Annotated in this window: 16 protein-coding genes; 3 read left to right on the top strand and 13 right to left on the bottom strand. The window is 51.5% G+C overall.

The features are described 5' to 3' along the window. Positions 1–5: 5 nt before the first annotated feature. The 4 genes from dndD to HJG54_RS28000 form a co-directional block, all read right to left on the bottom strand. Positions 6–1,967: a DNA sulfur modification protein DndD gene (gene dndD, locus HJG54_RS28015; RefSeq protein WP_316432536.1), complete on the bottom strand. Its 1,962-nt coding sequence runs from the start codon at positions 1,965–1,967 to the stop codon at positions 6–8. Then, the gene (locus HJG54_RS28010) at positions 1,964–2,413 is read right to left on the bottom strand and encodes a type II toxin-antitoxin system VapC family toxin (RefSeq protein WP_316432535.1); all 450 of its coding nucleotides are present in this window, start codon (positions 2,411–2,413) and stop codon (positions 1,964–1,966) included. Before HJG54_RS28010 ends, dndD begins: the two co-directional genes overlap by 4 nt. After that, a complete protein-coding gene (locus HJG54_RS28005; protein WP_316432534.1) occupies positions 2,403–2,627 on the bottom strand; it encodes a hypothetical protein in 225 nt (74 codons plus the stop codon). The genes HJG54_RS28010 and HJG54_RS28005 overlap by 11 nt, the downstream gene beginning before the upstream one ends. Positions 2,628–2,930: 303 nt before the next feature. Beyond that, positions 2,931–3,176 carry a hypothetical protein gene (locus HJG54_RS28000; protein ID WP_316432533.1) on the bottom strand — a complete coding sequence of 82 codons (246 nt, stop codon included), beginning with the start codon at positions 3,174–3,176 and terminating at the stop codon, positions 2,931–2,933. Between the two features lie 150 nt (positions 3,177–3,326). Here HJG54_RS28000 and HJG54_RS27995 point away from each other — a divergent pair, with 150 nt between their 5' ends. Further along, a complete protein-coding gene (locus tag HJG54_RS27995; RefSeq protein WP_316432532.1) occupies positions 3,327–3,557 on the top strand; it encodes a helix-turn-helix domain-containing protein in 231 nt (76 codons plus the stop codon). Here the strand turns inward: HJG54_RS27995 and HJG54_RS27990 are convergent. The 5 genes from HJG54_RS27990 to HJG54_RS27970 all read right to left on the bottom strand — a co-directional run bounded on the left by HJG54_RS27990 (position 3,554) and on the right by HJG54_RS27970 (position 7,315). Further along, entirely contained in the window at positions 3,554–4,519 is a 966-nt protein-coding gene (locus HJG54_RS27990; protein ID WP_316432531.1) for an HNH endonuclease, read from the bottom strand. The genes HJG54_RS27995 and HJG54_RS27990 overlap by 4 nt on opposite strands. After that, complete coding sequence (locus tag HJG54_RS27985; protein ID WP_316432530.1) at positions 4,519–5,118, bottom strand: hypothetical protein; 600 nt, start codon at positions 5,116–5,118, stop codon at positions 4,519–4,521. Before HJG54_RS27985 ends, HJG54_RS27990 begins: the two co-directional genes overlap by 1 nt. A 100-nt stretch (positions 5,119–5,218) precedes the next feature. Beyond that, complete coding sequence (locus HJG54_RS27980) at positions 5,219–5,884, bottom strand: Uma2 family endonuclease (RefSeq protein WP_316432529.1); 666 nt, start codon at positions 5,882–5,884, stop codon at positions 5,219–5,221. Between the two features lie 49 nt (positions 5,885–5,933). Beyond that, a complete protein-coding gene (locus HJG54_RS27975; protein WP_316432527.1) occupies positions 5,934–6,503 on the bottom strand; it encodes a Uma2 family endonuclease in 570 nt (189 codons plus the stop codon). Then, a complete protein-coding gene (locus HJG54_RS27970) occupies positions 6,500–7,315 on the bottom strand; it encodes a hypothetical protein (protein ID WP_316432526.1) in 816 nt (271 codons plus the stop codon). Before HJG54_RS27970 ends, HJG54_RS27975 begins: the two co-directional genes overlap by 4 nt. A 252-nt stretch (positions 7,316–7,567) precedes the next feature. On the opposite strand from HJG54_RS27970, the gene HJG54_RS27965 reads away from it, so the two are divergent. Further along, positions 7,568–8,569 carry a glycosyltransferase gene (locus tag HJG54_RS27965; protein ID WP_316432525.1) on the top strand — a complete coding sequence of 334 codons (1,002 nt, stop codon included), beginning with the start codon at positions 7,568–7,570 and terminating at the stop codon, positions 8,567–8,569. A gap of 199 nt (positions 8,570–8,768) precedes the next feature. On the opposite strand, the gene alr is transcribed toward HJG54_RS27965, so the two are convergent. Continuing rightward, positions 8,769–10,004, bottom strand: a complete 1,236-nt coding sequence (alr, locus tag HJG54_RS27960) for an alanine racemase (protein ID WP_316432524.1) — start codon at positions 10,002–10,004, stop codon at positions 8,769–8,771. Between the two features lie 34 nt (positions 10,005–10,038). Next, positions 10,039–11,517 (bottom strand): PLP-dependent aminotransferase family protein, encoded by a 1,479-nt coding sequence (locus HJG54_RS27955; protein ID WP_316432523.1) that lies wholly within the window; start codon positions 11,515–11,517, stop codon positions 10,039–10,041. Positions 11,518–11,819: 302 nt separating this feature from the next. Here HJG54_RS27955 and HJG54_RS27950 point away from each other — a divergent pair, with 302 nt between their 5' ends. Next, positions 11,820–12,719: a DMT family transporter gene (locus HJG54_RS27950; RefSeq protein ID WP_316432521.1), complete on the top strand. Its 900-nt coding sequence runs from the start codon at positions 11,820–11,822 to the stop codon at positions 12,717–12,719. A gap of 33 nt (positions 12,720–12,752) precedes the next feature. Here HJG54_RS27950 and HJG54_RS27945 read toward each other — a convergent pair whose 3' ends face one another. Together HJG54_RS27945 and HJG54_RS27940 are read right to left on the bottom strand one after the other, a co-directional pair. Further along, positions 12,753–12,998: a type II toxin-antitoxin system HicB family antitoxin gene (locus tag HJG54_RS27945; RefSeq protein ID WP_316432520.1), complete on the bottom strand. Its 246-nt coding sequence runs from the start codon at positions 12,996–12,998 to the stop codon at positions 12,753–12,755. 81 nt (positions 12,999–13,079) lie between these two features. Beyond that, a complete protein-coding gene (locus HJG54_RS27940) occupies positions 13,080–15,662 on the bottom strand; it encodes an ABC transporter permease (RefSeq protein ID WP_316432519.1) in 2,583 nt (860 codons plus the stop codon). Positions 15,663–15,914: the final 252 nt, after the last annotated feature.

Here is a 15,914-nt window from a genome sequence, read left to right as displayed (position 1 = left end):
TCTATCTACCAAAAGTAACCAGATTTTACTTGGGTTTGGTGTTTGGCGCGATCGTACTTAAGCAAGTATTCACGAGCGATCGCCCCATTCTCCCGCAACCGCTTCACCTCCGCCTTGCCGATCTCGGTATCCGTCGAGAGCAGAAGCACCTGATGACTCGCCTGCGGGAAGTAGCGATCGACCAGATTATTGCGGTGGGAGGAATCGAGCCGTCCTAATGGGGTATCGATCGCCACAGGCAGTTGCCGACCGGAGGCGCGGGCTAATCCCCACAATAGAGAAATTGCCAATAACTGCTTCTCCCCAGCAGACAGCCGATGTTTGGGCACAGGTTGCCCTTCGTAGTCAAACAGAGAGAGGCTGAAGGTTTCGGTGTCGATTTGAACCCGATGCACCAAATTCGATTTGTGCAGCAAGTAGAGGAAGCACTCTGTCACCAGAGTCTCAAGCTGATTGAGCTTGCGGAGTTTCAGCTTTTGCTTGAACACTTTGAGGGTGTCCTGGACTTTGGCGATCGCCACCAGAGTATGCTCATCGTTTTTGCGGTCGATCGCCAGTTTGCCGTAGTCCATCAGCTCTTGCTTGGTGCGAGCGAGGGTTTGTTCTGCTTGCTCAAGCAGCCGTTGACTGTGTTCGCGATCGGATCTGAGGTTCACGACTTCTGCCTGTGCCTGACGCACCTGCTGCACTAACTTGTCATAGATCTCTGGAGAAGCGGCAGTGGCAAGGTAGCGTTCGATGGTTTCAATTTCTTCCTGGCAAGTCTGAAGCTGCTTAAGCTGTTCTGCTGCCACCTGGCGTTGATGGGGTAGGGCGTATTGCAGCGTGTTCGTTAGTTGATGAAGGGTGTCTACGTCCGCACCTAACCAAGTCTCCCCTATATCCTGTAAGACTTCCTTTTCTTGTTTTGCAAGAAACGAACGAATTTGCTTAAGTTGTTTCGTTTCTAAGTCTAGTGATTTAACAAATTGAAGCAATTCCTGGCTTCGTTCCTTCAATAGCTCTTTGGCAATCTCTAACTGCTGTTGCCGAATCTCCTGCTGTGCCTGAATTTCCGCCTCCTCTAACAGAGGCTGAATCAACGCTAGAGGCAAAACTCCGGCTGCGATCTCCCTTAAGGCAGCACGATGAGCCTCAGCTTTACTATTTGCCTGCTGTAATTGCCTCTCCTGCTGAGCTTGTTCCGCTGCAATTTTGCCCCCCTCAGTCAGAAAACGCTCCTCCGCCTGCCGCAGTTTCTCCTCCGCTTTGTCCAGTTTCGGTTGGATTGCCGCAATCTTCTTTTTGATAGAACGCCGCTCCTGCTCCTGGGACTCCAAACGTTGCTCAATTTCCATTAGCTGAGCCTGTTCTACAGCCGATGCCAACGCTTTGCGTTTGCGGGAGGTTAGCACATCGAGATCAGCGGAAAGGCGATCGGGTAGTTCGAGGCCCAGCAGCGATCGCATCGCACTCATCACAGACTGTGGCAGAGTGTCTTGGTCAGCCAATTCACCCACCTGCTCACCGTCAAATAAAAATAGACGAGAGATGCCCAGTGGCAGTAAGTCCTCAATCCGCTCGTCCCATTTCTGGGCCAGATCGGTTGCAAGCTCACCGTTGACGGCAATCCTTAAAGTATCTCGATTGCTAATCAGCTCCATCCAGGTGCGGTAGATTCTAAACTCCGTGGGTTGCGCCTCGTTATTCAGGGTTTGCTGAAATACCAGTTCAATTGAGGCATCCTGCGCTTGTCGGTTAATGCACTGTTTGAGGAATTCGGGGTAGCTGAGGGTGCCGCGAGTTGAACAGGGGGCACGGTGTCCATAGAGCGCCAGACGAATGGCATCCATCAGCGTCGTTTTACCACCGCCGTTCATACCGCCGAATAGAATGATGGTTTGCTGCTCCTTGCCAGGACGAAGATTAAAGACCTGTCGTCCTTTGTAGGGACCAAAGTTTTCTAATATCAATTCTTGAAAGATCATGCTGCTGTTACCAGAGGAATCACCGTAATCAGACCGGAGAAGCGATCGAAATCTCCAACGTTGTGGGTCAAGAGCCGTTCAACTCCAGCAGTGAGCATGGTGGCAACGATATTGGCATCGTGAACCTGGCGACCTGCGGTGGGAAACTGTTGTAACAGGTTCAGTAATTGATCGGTTACTTGAACGTTGTCTTCCGCCACCCGAAATTGGGTTTGAAAAGTACGGACTCGTTCGATCACCACTGTGATCGGTTGGGGACTGCCATAGGTTTGAGGACGGGTAACAGCAGCAATGAATTCGCGTAAAACCTGTCGGCTCAGCCAAAGCTCAACCTCAGCATCAATTAATGATTGTAGAAACTCTGCGGCTACTGTATGGAGCGGATAGGCAAGGATATTGGCGTAAACCAAAACGTTGGTGTCAATAAAAATAGGTCTATCGTCCAAAGTCTCCATACATATCCTCACGACGCAAGGAAAGCTCAGTTAACAGTGGACCATAGTCATCCACTGGAAATTTGAAAGGTTTTCGTTGTTTCTGAGTCGGCTGTTCTTCCATTACTAAAACAATCTGGTAGTTTCCAGGCGCAATTTCTGGAGGAAGCTGGATAGTTAGCTCGTGGTTGTCGGTGACGGTGGCTGTGATCTGTAAGGTTCGCATAGCCTAATGCCTCCAATTCGTTGATCTTTCCTCATTATGAGCTAGCCAATTCACTAATCCACTTTTGGGGAGCCAAATTTCAGGTTTGCCCAGGAAGTTGCTGGCTTGTCGGTTAGCTGCTTGACGGCCTCTACATCTCCAGCTTTGGCAGCGCGCAACAGCACTTGAAATTCACGCTCGATACAGCGAGCTTAGCAATAAAGTTCCTGAATTTCAGTTGTAAGCGCTTTTAACGCCTCAACAAACTCAGGGACAGATCGTTGTTTAATCTGCCCCTGCTCAGGGTTTTCTTCGTAGAAGCCTCTAATCAATCTGAATCATCCGACTGGCAACGCTGATTACCTCTGTTGAGTTCTTGATGGCGATTGGTCGGCTCCACTCACTCCCCGCGATGATGTTGCGGTTGTGGAGCAGAAGAATCATGCGATCAACGGCTTGGCGAGAAGCAGTCAGCGTCATTTTCACAGGTTCCTCGTTGGGCAACGAATTAGAAAAATTGGCAGGCGGATCGGTGGGAGGAGTAAATCCTCCGCTCTCTACAAAGCTCATAAATGAGTCTCCTATTTTGTCGCCTTAATGGACTACAAGCAGGGAAAAGCAAAGTCCACTTAGCAGTTAGCTTCCTCAGTGTACATCATTTTGTAGTCCATTAGGACTCACTCCTTTACGAGTTGATCATCCTCTGACACGATCTATGTCATGGGAAAAGCAGGTCGAGTTCTTAAAGTGGTGTTGGAGCAGTACAGCATCAGCCAGATTAAACTGGCCGCCCAGTTGGGGGTGGGCCGATCGAATGTCTATCGGTGGGCAAATGAAGTAAGAGATCCTACTTCAGAGACAGTTATTGCCATCATCAAGGCTTTAGAAGAGATCAATCCTGGTGCGGCATCAGAGTTTAAGCGTTTATATATGGATGAGTCAGCCCCTTAAGCAATTTTCCACCGCTCACGATGCCACTGAATGGCTTCTAATCTGGGGTAGAACTCAGCTTGATTGGGTAAGAAAATCGGCTCGTTATTGAACGCCTGCATCGGCTTAGTATCAACTGGTGATTCTTCATAAATGCGATTTTCTGGAAGAATGATTGTGTAATCGTTGCTGACACTAAACCATCCGTGATCAAATGCCCAATGATGATTCTTGCAGAGTGATAAACCGTTATCATATCGATCATCTCTGAATGTAGAGAACGGTAAGATGTGTGACCCGTCTACAATATTCTCGCTATCTTGACTGATCACCCGTAATCTGCAAAATGCACAACGTTGATCGTATAACGCAAGAACTTCTTTGCGAAAGGTGGCACTTCTTCTGTACGCTTCAACTTCGTCTTCTTGCTTGAGTTCTTCAACGGTGTAAACTGCTCCGCCTCTTTCTCGTAGTGCAAAACGGAACTGGTCAAAGGAATGAATTCTTAGAAGCTCTTGTATCTGTGCAAATTTGTCAGGAAACCATTTATTAATCAACGCATAGATCAAGCTATTTCTACAGTTGGGAATTTGCAGTAAATCAAACAACTCATCATCAAAATATCCATACAACACGTTGTCTCTCAATTTTTTTAATGTGTTGAGCTTGCCACCTGAGAACAAAACTTGCTCATGTCCGGGAATCGGAACCAGATGCCAGAAAGGCTGAGCCGGACGGCTCATGTGATAGAAAGGTTGTGCAGGATTTGCTTGATGAAAGGCAGTGCTGAGGCGATCGCGGTATTTAATAAAAATTGAAATAAGTTCAGGAGAAATCGCAAATCTATTTTCAGAAATTAAGCCTTGTTCAACTAGCTCAATGAGCGATAACAACAAAAGCGGCTGATATGGAGCCTGACCATGAGCTTTATCAATTCGTAAGCTCGTAAATCGCTTGATGTAGTAATTTAGATCTTTATCCATCAATGCTCTGGCTGATTTACCAAGTTGCCATATTCATCAAGACTCCGATAGCCATCTCTAAGATACTCCGGCGGTTCCTTAAACTTGTCAGTCTGTGAGATTTCTTCAATTAAGTTGAAATGACCTGGAAACCAGCGTGCAGCCAAAACTGTGATCAGGCTACTTCTTGAAAGCGGATCTTGTAGAAACTCAAACAAGTCTTCATCCAAGTATGCAAATTTAATTGCTCGTTTAACTTCGGCAAAAGTTTTAAGCTTTTCTTTGGAGTTAATTACTTCTTCATAACCTGGATTTGCCCATAGATGCCAAAACTTGCCACTTCTCATGTGAAAGAAGGGTCTAGAAATATCTGGATGATGATTAAATGAACCTAAGTAACTCCAGTATTTGAGAAACGTGTGAATCAGTGCAGAAGTTAAATGAATTTCGTTTCTTGTTATAACTTCCCTTTTAACCTGCTCAATAACGGATAGAAGAAGAATCGGCTTATGCGGTGCTACGCCATGAGCGCGATCGACTCGTAGCCGTTGAAACTTCTTAGCATAATAGCTCAATGCTGCTAGGTCTCTACTGTTTCTAACTAGCTCATTCGAGGACATCTTCTAAAGAAAAAGTGATAAATTAAATTCTTCTTTAAATTCACTCCGGTGTCTTTCAGAATCTAAAATCCTCTGCGACCTCTCCTCGCCACTGAGTCGGTCATCCGGCCTGCTTTGATTCACCAAAGGTTTGCAGCAGCCAGCGATTGATGGTGCCATCTTCCTCTGTCTGGCTCCGTTTCAGAGCTTCCTCAATTGTGGCAATTGTCAATCCTGGCAACACCTTTGAGGTCTGAATTTGCCGACTGCCGCCATCAAACACCTCAAAGGCAATCACTTCTGCCCCATCCACATCCACCACCCAGTATTCCTGAACCCCCAATCGCTCATATAGCAGCCGCTTCCGTCCCAGGTCATCATTCAGGCTAGTGGAGGCAATTTCGATCGCCAAATGGGGCGCTCCATACTCATTGACATCGACAGGTTGAGACGTTTTAGGTGGAATTTGAAACTCAGTGCCGATGTAAAACGCCAGGTCAGGTTGACACTCCTGCACACCCTGTTTACGAAAACTTGTGTTTGTTAACCCAATCAGCCTGATGGATTTGAGTGTGCCATAGAGGGTAACCGCTTGAGAAAGCAACGTATTATCGCGCCCATGTCCAAACCCAATTGGCATCGTTTCAATCCTCATGCGCCCGTCATCATAGTAAAATCGGGAATTCTCATACTCCGGCTTGTCCACTAAGGTCATAAACTGATCCCAGCTTGCCTTGACCCAGGCATCCGTGATGAAACGTTGGGGTTCAGATGCAGTGCTAACCATCCCGGCTCACCTCCAGAATCTCCGTATACTCAAACTCAGAATAGATGCCTCACTCACCCCGCCCCACCTGCAACAATTGCTCAACCGTTAGTTTTAGTTGAGGAAACAGCGAAGAAACAACACAATCACTGCCCCGATAGTCCACCGACTCATACAGCCCATCCACCAGCAGCAGCACCCTTACCTGCCCTTGAATCGGATCAATAATCCAATACTCTGGAATTCCTCGTGCAGCATATTCTGCCCGCTTGAATCGGTAGTCCCGATCTTCGCTGGCTTTCCCTGGAGACACAACCTCAACCGCTAGCAAAGGAGCAGGCATCTCCGCTGTAATCGTGCTGCGCCCAGAAGCGAGTAGCACGGTTGCCAACTCTTGACTCAAAACTAGCAAATCAGGAATTCGCACCCGACCTGCCACCACTAGTTCCGTATCCATCCGCCGCAATTGCTGGAGCGGTACGATTTGTAAAAACTGAGCCAGCAAAAACAGTGAAATCAAAACATTCTGTGGACTTTCGGACGGCATCTCAATAATTTCTCCGTCAACAAACTCCCGCCGACCTTCAAAGACCTCTTCCAGTGCCAAATAATCCGATAGGGTTAGCTTTGTGGCAGTCATCCCTGTCTCTCCACTTCAATAATTTCAGTGTACTCAAACAAATTAGAACTCAACCGCACTAAAGGATACTGCCCACTTCCCAGCGCGATCGCATCCTCCTGACAGTCGGGCTTAGGAGAATAATAGGTCAATACATACTGATGCCCAACCCGATCTGCCATTTCTTCCGCCACCTCACCCCGCCACTGAGTCTTGGTCACTAAGACCACCAGTTGATTCGCCAACACTGGGATTGCTCTGGCAACTTGTCGTCTGTAGATTTCATCCAGACTGCCGAAGGGAGAGTCCATCACGATCGGAAAGGTGCTGCTCTCAGGCATCAGTATTCCAGATTTACCCTTGCTCCACTCCCGGATGCGATCGATAATTGCGCCAATGAAGGACAAGCTCAAAATCTGGTTCTCGCCTGTTGAGGCGGCAACTGAAGTAGGCTGTCCCGCCATTGTGTCTTCCAGCATTAATTCGTAATTCTCGTTTAGCCTGGGGACGTAGGGCGTGAACAAGATTTGGCTAAAGATTTCCTGTATCCGTTTTTCGAGCTGGAGGCGAAAGAGCTGACCCAAGCCCTCCTGGACTTTTTTGAGACGAGCGATCGCATCCTCAGTCGCCATAATTCGCCGCTGCACCTGCTCCTGACGGTTTTCGCTCATGCGGTGCTTTTCGATTTGCCGTGCCAAGCCCTCTATCTCGGTTTCATAACTCTTGATCTGCTGCTGGTTTGCGCCCTGCTCCAGCGTCAGGTCCCGAATCTTTTGCTCCACCTCATCCATGCGGCTTTGGAGCTTCCGGATATCCTCGCTGGCGAAACTCAAACAAAACGCTTCGTAATCGTTATAGAAACTCGCTCTTAATTTTTGTCCCCAGGTGTCAAATCCTGCTGAATTGCTGTCCCACAGTACACCTGTACGCGGACTTCCTGCCAGGAGACAAGATGCCTGCTCTACAGTTGATGGTTAATTTGGCCTATCGGCTCAACTCCTGGCTCCTGACTCCTCATATTGCCAAATTGCGCTCAGCGATATAGAAATAAAGCTTGAGCGAGTCCAGCCTTCAAGCGGGAGCCTATGATGCGGAAACTGTATTTTCTGGTGCCTGGAACGAGCGGTAAGTTTGCGTGCGGTGGTTTGTGGGCTGAGTTAAAAACTCTGAAGCTGGCGCAGCAGATTTGTCTGGCGGAAGTCGTTACCTATCGGCAGCGGGAACCAGGAACGCTGTTTCTGGCTGATGTGTTGCAAGCCCGTTCGCTGGATGACGTGATTTTTGTAGTTAGCTGGGGCTTTGACGTGGCAAAACTCGTGGCCCAGCTCCAGCCCTACCATGTTGTCTATCATGCTCACAGTACGGGGTACCGCTTGCGCTTGCCGTCTAGGATTCCAATTATTACCGTCAGCCGCAACAGCTTGGGATATTGGGGACAACAGGCGCCCCATTCGCTGATTTATTACTTACCCAACCAAATTTCTGCCGAATTTACCAATCGCCATCAGCTGCGTGACATTGATGTGCTGGTGCAGGCCCGCAAGTCGTCGGAATATTTGATGCAAGAGCTAATCCCAGCCTTACAGTCGCGCTGTCGGGTTGAGGTGGTGAATTCCTATGTGGAGGATCTAGCAGGGCTGTTCAACCGGGCAAAGGTGTATTTGTACGACTCTGCCGAATATTGGGCGCAGCAGGGTGTGAGTGAGGGGTTTGGTTTGCAGCCGCTCGAAGCAATGGCCTGTGGCTGTCAGGTGTTTTCCAGCGTCAATGGTGGGCTGTCAGACTATCTCGATCCGGGCTTTAACTGCCACAAAATTGCCGCCTATTCTAAAGAGTACGATGTGCAGCGTATTCTCACCGCTCTTGACGCCACCCTGCCGCCGTTACCCGATTCACTTCTAGCCGAATATCGCGCCGCCAATATCGTGCAGCGGTTTGAAATAATTTTGGCGGAAATTAACGAGTTCTTTGATCATCAACGCCAATATGCCGCCAATATTCAGGCTCTCACTCCACTGCGCCTTCTTCAACTGCGTACTAAACAGGTTTGGCAAAAAGTCAAAAAGCGTTACCTCAGTCGTATCTGAATGATTTATATCAAATCCGGTTGATCAGCCAGAGTTCGCGTAGAGGCGTTTCGCCGAAACGCCCGTACAACGCGGCATTTAAATTTAGGGTGTTTAGTCGGATTTGATATTAATATCGAGTCGAAAAAGCGCGAGCATCTTGCCCGCTGTCAGTGAGATCATTGCATTGCAAAAATTGCTCAATCATTGGGTTGTTTACCTAGCTAATAGATGACGCCAGCAACGGCTGGGAGTCGGGAGCCAGTTCAGTTTCCACCAAATAGCGCGGCTGAGAAGGATGGATCCGGGCCACCACTTCGTAATTGATCGTGCCCATCCAGCTTGCCAACTGTTCGGCACTCACCCGTTCTTCACCATCGCTGCCTAGCAGAGTTGCTACGGTGCCGACCTGCACGTTTGGAATATGGGTGACATCGACCATAAACATATTCATGCAAATGCGTCCGCAAACTGGGGCACGCATACCGTTGATAATCACATAGCCCAGATTCGAGAGTCGCCGGTCGTACCCCTCGTGATAGCCCAGCGGCAATACGGCAATTTTCATCGGATAAGCAGCGCGAAAGGTGCGGCCATAACCGACATAACCACCGGCAGGTACCGCTTTCACCTGCACCACACGAGCACGCCAACTCAAAACCGGCTGCAAGTTGGGAATAAATCCCTCGCCTCGATCCGCAAAGGTTTGCAGCACTTTGGCGTAGGTCTCCTTCGAGGGCCAGAGTCCGTAAGCCGCAATCCCGACCCGCACCATCGCCGCATGGGTCTGGTTCCACAAAATCGTTGCCGCAGAGTTGGCCGACTGCACAATGGGCAAATCAAATCCCGCCTGCCGGAACGCCTGCTCTGCTTCCTGTAAACGAGTGAGCTGCTGATGGGCAAAGCGATGATCTGTCGTATCTTCAATATCGGCATAGTGGGTGGCAATCCCTTCTAAAGAAATGCCGTCGAGTTGGGACACAAGCTTGGCAAGTTGCAGCGCCTCCTCGGTCACCAATCCTTGCCGATGGGTACCCGTTTCGATCAAAATGTGCACCGGAATCACATGGCCTGTGCGTTGGGCCGCCTCAGCCGCCGCCCGTGCCACATCTGCATCATAAAGCGCTATCCGGATGCCATCATACTCAGCCAGCATCGCCACCTGCGCCGCCGAGACATTGCCGCAAACGTAAATCGGAGCTTCAATCCCCGCTTGCCGCAACCGAATCGCCTCGTAAGCAAAATTGACAATCAACCAATCTGCTCCCGCCTTAAGAAACTCCTGCGCGCAAGGAATCAACCCATGCCCATAAGCATCACTCTTAACCACAATCCCCAAGATCACCCCTTCTCCAACCCGTCGCCGCAAAATCTCCACATTCGCCCGAATCGCCGTCTTCGACACCTCACACCAAGACGATTCATGCGCAATCGACCGATAAAATTCAGAATCCATAACCTTCTCCTGACACCATACATTCACACCACAATCAATCAACCCCCACCTTCCCTCGTTCGGCGAGGCTCACGAGCCGCATCTCCCCCACCAACCTCCCCACCCTCGCCATCCCCACCTCAATCTCCTCCAGCGAGTGCGAATAGTTGAGCCGCAGGGCTGAGTAGCCTTTGTGACCGGGGAAGAAGGCGGCACCGTTGGCAATCAGTACTCCCTGGGCAAAGGCGGCCTTACAGAGGGCCGGAATCGAGATCCAATCGGGCAGGTGCACCCAGAGGAACAGTCCTCCCTGGGGTACGGTCCAGCTCGCTTCTGGTGGAAAGTAGCGCTCTAGCGCCTGAAGCATAACATTTCGGCTTTGGAAATGGTAGCTCCGCAATTGCTGTAAATGCCGCCGATAGCGCCCAGATGCCAGGTATTCGCTAACAATGGCCTGGGAAACAGTCGAAACATGAAAATCATGCAGCAGCTTTTGTTTCAGCATTGCCTCTCGGTTAGCCCCCGTGACGACCATGTAGCCGACCCGCAGACCGGGAATCAGGCTTTTGGTGAAGGTGCCAACATAGGTGACGAGGTGGTTCTGGTCGATTGCTTTGATGGGTGGCGGCACGGGTTCAAAGTTCAAGCCCTCATAGGCGTTGTCTTCCAAAATCGGGCAATCATAGCGACTGGCCAGTTCGAGCAACTGCTGGCGATGGGACTGGGGTGTCGTCAAGCCAGTCGGATTGTGCAGGGTGCTGATGGTATAGATCAACTTGGGGCGATGGCTGTGCAGGTATTGTTCCAGCAACTCCAGGTTCATACCGGTTTGGGTCATGGGGATGCCGATGATGCGAGCGCCGATATTTTCCAGTAAGGCAATCGCGCCATGGAAGGTAGGGGCTTCGACGATTACCCAATCACCGGGCTGAAGGTAATGCTGCATTGCCAGGGTCAGGGCCTGCTGGGAGCCGTTGGTGATGATCAAATCCTGAGGCGAAATATCTAAGCCCTGCTGCACCAAAAGTTGGGCGATTTGCTGCTGAAGCAGTGGCTGCCCTTGGGGAAAGCCGTAGTTGAACAACGAGTCGCTGGCTTGGCTGATGGCCCGACGAGCGATTTTTTGCAGATCCTCCAACCCCCAGGGGCGAGGAAACCCAGAGCTGAAGTCAATTACACCGCCCTGGGCCTGCACCTGTAGAGAGGCGACAAACTGTTGGCAAAAGCCGCCTGCTTCCTGATCCTGGATAATCACGGTTTGAGCGGGGGCAAAGGGAGATACGGCTGGTTTGAGGCTAGGAGCGTTGACGAAGTAACCCGAACCGGGCCGCGACTGAATCAGATTGTCTCCTTCTAACAGCCCATAGGCTTCAATCACCGTCAGCGGACTGACCTGAATCGTGCGGGCCAGCCGCCGAATCGAGGGCAGCTTGTCTCCGGGCTGCAAACTGCCGGATTGAATCAGCCGCCGCATCCGGTCGCGGATTTGGATGTAGATCGGTTTTGAGGAGTGACGGTCGATGGGGAGTTGCATGGGAGGGGTAGGGGGCAGGGGGTAGGGGGTAGGGGGTAGGGGGCAGGGGGTAGGGGGAGATGCGGCTCGTGAGCCTCGCCCAACGAGGGGAGATGGGGGAAGTGTAGAGAACTATAGCGGGTTTGGGGAGGAATGGCCCGATGCAGTTGCAGGCAATTTGACTATAACAGTTGCGGATTTAGGTGGGTTTTGGCAACTGTTCTGGTCGAATTTGGGCAAACCATATCTTCTCAAGCGGGTTTGGGGTTGCGATGCTGGATGGGTGATGTGCAATTTCACTCGGCCTTGAGCTATTTTGTCCTATGCTTTTGCCTTGGCGTAACCGTTCGATTCATCCGGAAACCTTGGGGCTGTTCTATGGGTTTCTGGGGGTGTTTAGCTTTAGTCTGACGTTGCCGGCTACGCGGGTGGCGGTGACGGGACTGGATCCGCTGTTTGTGGGGTTGGGTCGGGGCGTGGTGGCAGGAACTTTGGCGGCGGTGGTGCTGGGGCTGACTCGGCAGCCTTGGCCGAATCTCAGGCAATGGCGCAGTTTGGCAGTGGTGGCACTGGGGGTGGTGCTGGGGTTTCCCTTACTGTCGGCTTGGGCAATGCAGCAGCTTCCGGCAGCCCATGGGGCGGTGGTGTTGGGGTTGTTACCGTTGGCGACGGCGGTGGCTGGCGTGATGCGCACAGGCGAGCGGCCTTCGCGGTTGTTTTGGCTGGCAAGTGTGGTGGGCAGCGCCACGGTGGTGGGGTTTGCGCTGAGTGCGGGAGCGGAGGGGCTGTATGGAGCCGATTTGGTGCTGCTGGGAGCGGTGATTGCGGCGGCGTTTGGCTATGCGGAGGGCGGTAAGCTGGCACAGTCGCTGGGGGGCTGGCAGGTGATCTGCTGGGCGCTAGTGCTGGCGGCTCCGATCGAGGCAATTCCGACCATCATGGTGGCAGGCAACCAATCGCTCATGGCCGCTCCGATGGCGTGGCTGGGATTTCTCTATCTGTGCTTAGTGAGTCAATTGGTGGGCTTTTTCGCCTGGTATCACGGTTTAGCGATGGGGGGTGTGGCGCGGGTGAGCCAGATGCAGCTATTGCAGCCGTTTTTGACAATTGGGTTTTCGGCGCTTTTGCTCAAGGAAACGATTACGCTCGGGACAATGGCAGCCGCAAGTTTGGTAATCCTGAGTGTGGCGATTAGCCGTAAAGCAAAGATTCGGCGTTACTAATAGCAAATCCGACTGAATGCCCTAATTTAAAGTTCAAACAGGCTGAGTAATATGATTCAGATCAATTCCAGCAATTTCAGGAATTGGCAAGCCTAATCGCAATCGCAGTGCAACCCAATCACTCAATGCCTCTCGCAATTCCCGCCGGCACCCTTCCAAAGTTTGATGCCTTGCCCACACACCCTGAAGACCTGGGATTTCGCCCCAATAAGTGCCTTCATCTTCAATGATTTCATAGACTGCTATTTCCATTGCCTGGTCGAGATAGCTAGCAAGCATGGCTCAAAGTCTCTAGTGCAGTAATTCAGATTTTAATATGCTTCTCTTGCGGAGAACGTTACCCTGAGCTGTAAGGATACCTTACTCTTGCCGAATCGCAGTGGAAATGTTCATCCCACCTAAGCGGAACGCCGGGTAGATGCCAGCCAGTAGAGCGGCGATAATGGCCACGAGTAGGGCTTGCCAAAAGTATTTGGGTTCGAGCGCCATTTGCAGCGTCCACCCAAAGGAACGAACGTTGATTACATAGATCAGAATCCAGGCGAGGGCGTAGCCCAGGGGCATGGCAAACAGACCAGCCATGGTACCCATCAGGCCGGTTTCCAGCAGAGTCATGCTGCCGATCTGGCTGGGAGTCATGCCCGTGGCGCGCAAAATGCCGAGTTCGCGGGTGCGTTCGAGCTGGAGGCTCATCAGGGTGCTGAGGACGCCGATAAAGGCTACCACCACGGCGAGCAACCGCAGGGCATTGGTGATGGCAAAGGTGCGGTCAAAGATAATCAAGGATTCTTGCCGCAGGGTGCGGTTCGATTGCACCGACAAATCTTGCCGCCCGCGAAACTGGTTCTGAATCTCGGCCACGATCGCTTCTACGTCAGCACCAGGCTGGACAAACAGACCGAGCGAGGCAATGCTAGAATCCTGCCAGATCTGCTCATAGCGGTCGTTGTCGATGATTACCGTGCCCCGGTCCGAGGAGTAGTCGTAGAAGATGGCAAGAACTGGAAAGGTTTGGTTGCCTTGGGGCGTTTCTAGGGTGATAGTTTCGGGTGGCTGGTCCAGATTTTCTCGCAGAATCAACGCTTCTGAAATAATCACGCCCGCACCGGCATCCATCTCATCCCAGGGGTCAGGACCGAGGTCGGGACGAATCCAGGCGTAGGGGCGTTTGCCTTGGGAAACATCGCCGTCAGCAGCAATCAGCTTCACCTGTTTGTTGAAATCAACGACGGTGACATCGGCATCATTGTAGGAAACGACGCGATCCAGTCCGGGCCAGGTTCGTAAAGCCTCTACAACGGTGGGATCGAGTTTGCCAATCACCCGATTTGCTGTGGTGGTGGGCGGCGAGACATAGATATCGGCCTGGAGGGTTTGGTCCAGCCAGCTAATCACCGTACCGCGAAACGAACCGACCATAATCGAAACACCCACAATTACCGAAACGGCTACCATCAGAGCAGCTACCGCCACCGAAGTGCGGCTCAAGGAGCGGAGAATGTCGCGGGGTGCGAGGCGTCCTAACAATCCCAAAGGTTGGCCAATCCAGGTAAACCCGCGCATCGCCAGAGCAATCAACGGCGGCGTCAGGAGGGCCGCTCCCAGCAAAACAGCAAACAGTCCAGCAAAGGCAGCTACGAGTCCAGCCTGCTGCCAGCGCAAGAGTAAGATACCGGCAACGGTGAGGCCAATCCAGGCGAGAACGAGTTTGGGTAAAAGCTGGAGAACGCGGCTTTCCAATGTAGAGCGCTGTAAGGTTAACGTTGGTGTGGTATTCATTGCCTCCAGTGCCGGTAAAGCAGATGCAAATAGGGCAGAGGCAATGCCGATCACAAGTCCTTTAACAATCGTGGTGTTAGACAGGGTGACTTGCTGAACCGTGACGACAAAATAGAAGTCGTTAATCGTTTGGGTAATCAAGCCCACAATGCTGCGGCCCAAGACAATTCCCAAACCAACACCCAGCCCTGAGCCAATAATGCTGAAAATACCAGCTTCGGTCAAAATCAAGGTGAAAAGCTGGCCCTGCGTCACACCAATGCAGCGCAAAACACCAAACAGAGGCCGCCGCTGCACCACACTGAAGGTAACGGTGTTGTAGATCAAAAACATGCCGACGACGAGCGCCAGCAAACTCAGAGCCGTCAAGTTTAGCTCAAAGGCCGCCGTCATTTGCTGCACGGCATTTTTTTGGGCCTCTGCGGTTTCCAGCTTGAGTCCGGGGGGTAAACTGGCGGCAATCGCAGCTAACTCGTTTGGATCGTTGACAATCAGATCGACTTGACTCAGTTTGCCAATCGATCCCAGCAGTTCTTGGGCGGTGGCGATGTCGGCAAAGATCAGATTGCTCAAGGCTCGCTGATTGCTGCGGTCGGTCGTATCCAGAGTGCCCACCAAGCGCACCGTGTGGTGCCGTCCAGCAATGTCGAGATGGAGCGAGTCGCCCAGTTTGAGCTGGTAGTCCTCGGCAACAGGCTGGGAGAGCACAATTGCGTCTGAATCGGTGAGGAACTGAACAAAGCCGGTACCGCGACTTTCGACATCACCAAAGTAGCTGCGAAACGGGGACTCGGCAAATAAGTCTAAGCCCACGAGCCGATAGGGTTGGGCACCCAACTCCTCGGCCAAAACAAAGCCCTCCACCACAGGCGAAGCCGGCACCGCATTAAAGTTGCGCCTCAACTGGCTGTAGACCGCTTCATCGACTCCGGTAGGCGAAACGGCCACAATCCGGTGGGTGGTGCGTCCGGTCACGGCATCGGTCGAAAGGGCAAAGGCACGCTGAGCAGAACCATTGGCGAGGTCGATGGAGACCATCATGGCGACACCGAGGGCAATGCCCAGCACGCAGAGCAAATAGGGCAAGGGACGCTGACGAATTCGCTGCCAAGCCAATCGCCAGAGAGGACGGTTCGAGACGGACACCGAAGAAAAAACGGTCATGGCAAGGTGAGAGGCAATGAGTTAAGAATTGTGAACCTAATGCTTATCCTGAAGCGTCGGGGACCAGCGGTCAAGGGATCGATGGTTTGAACTTTGCTGACTCCTGACGTCAGCCTCCTGACAATTATAAAGAATTGTTTAAGCAACGAACATTTGATCGATTATTTCGCTATAAATAGCGCCTAATTTCGTAAATTTTTCCACCAAACCGCTACATTTAGTATTAGGGCTAGACTCAATGATCTGGAGATA

Source organism: Leptolyngbya sp. NK1-12 (assembly GCF_032598965.1).
GTDB lineage: Bacteria > Cyanobacteriota > Cyanobacteriia > Elainellales > Elainellaceae > Elainella.
This window is presented reverse-complemented; position numbering and strand designations above follow the sequence as displayed.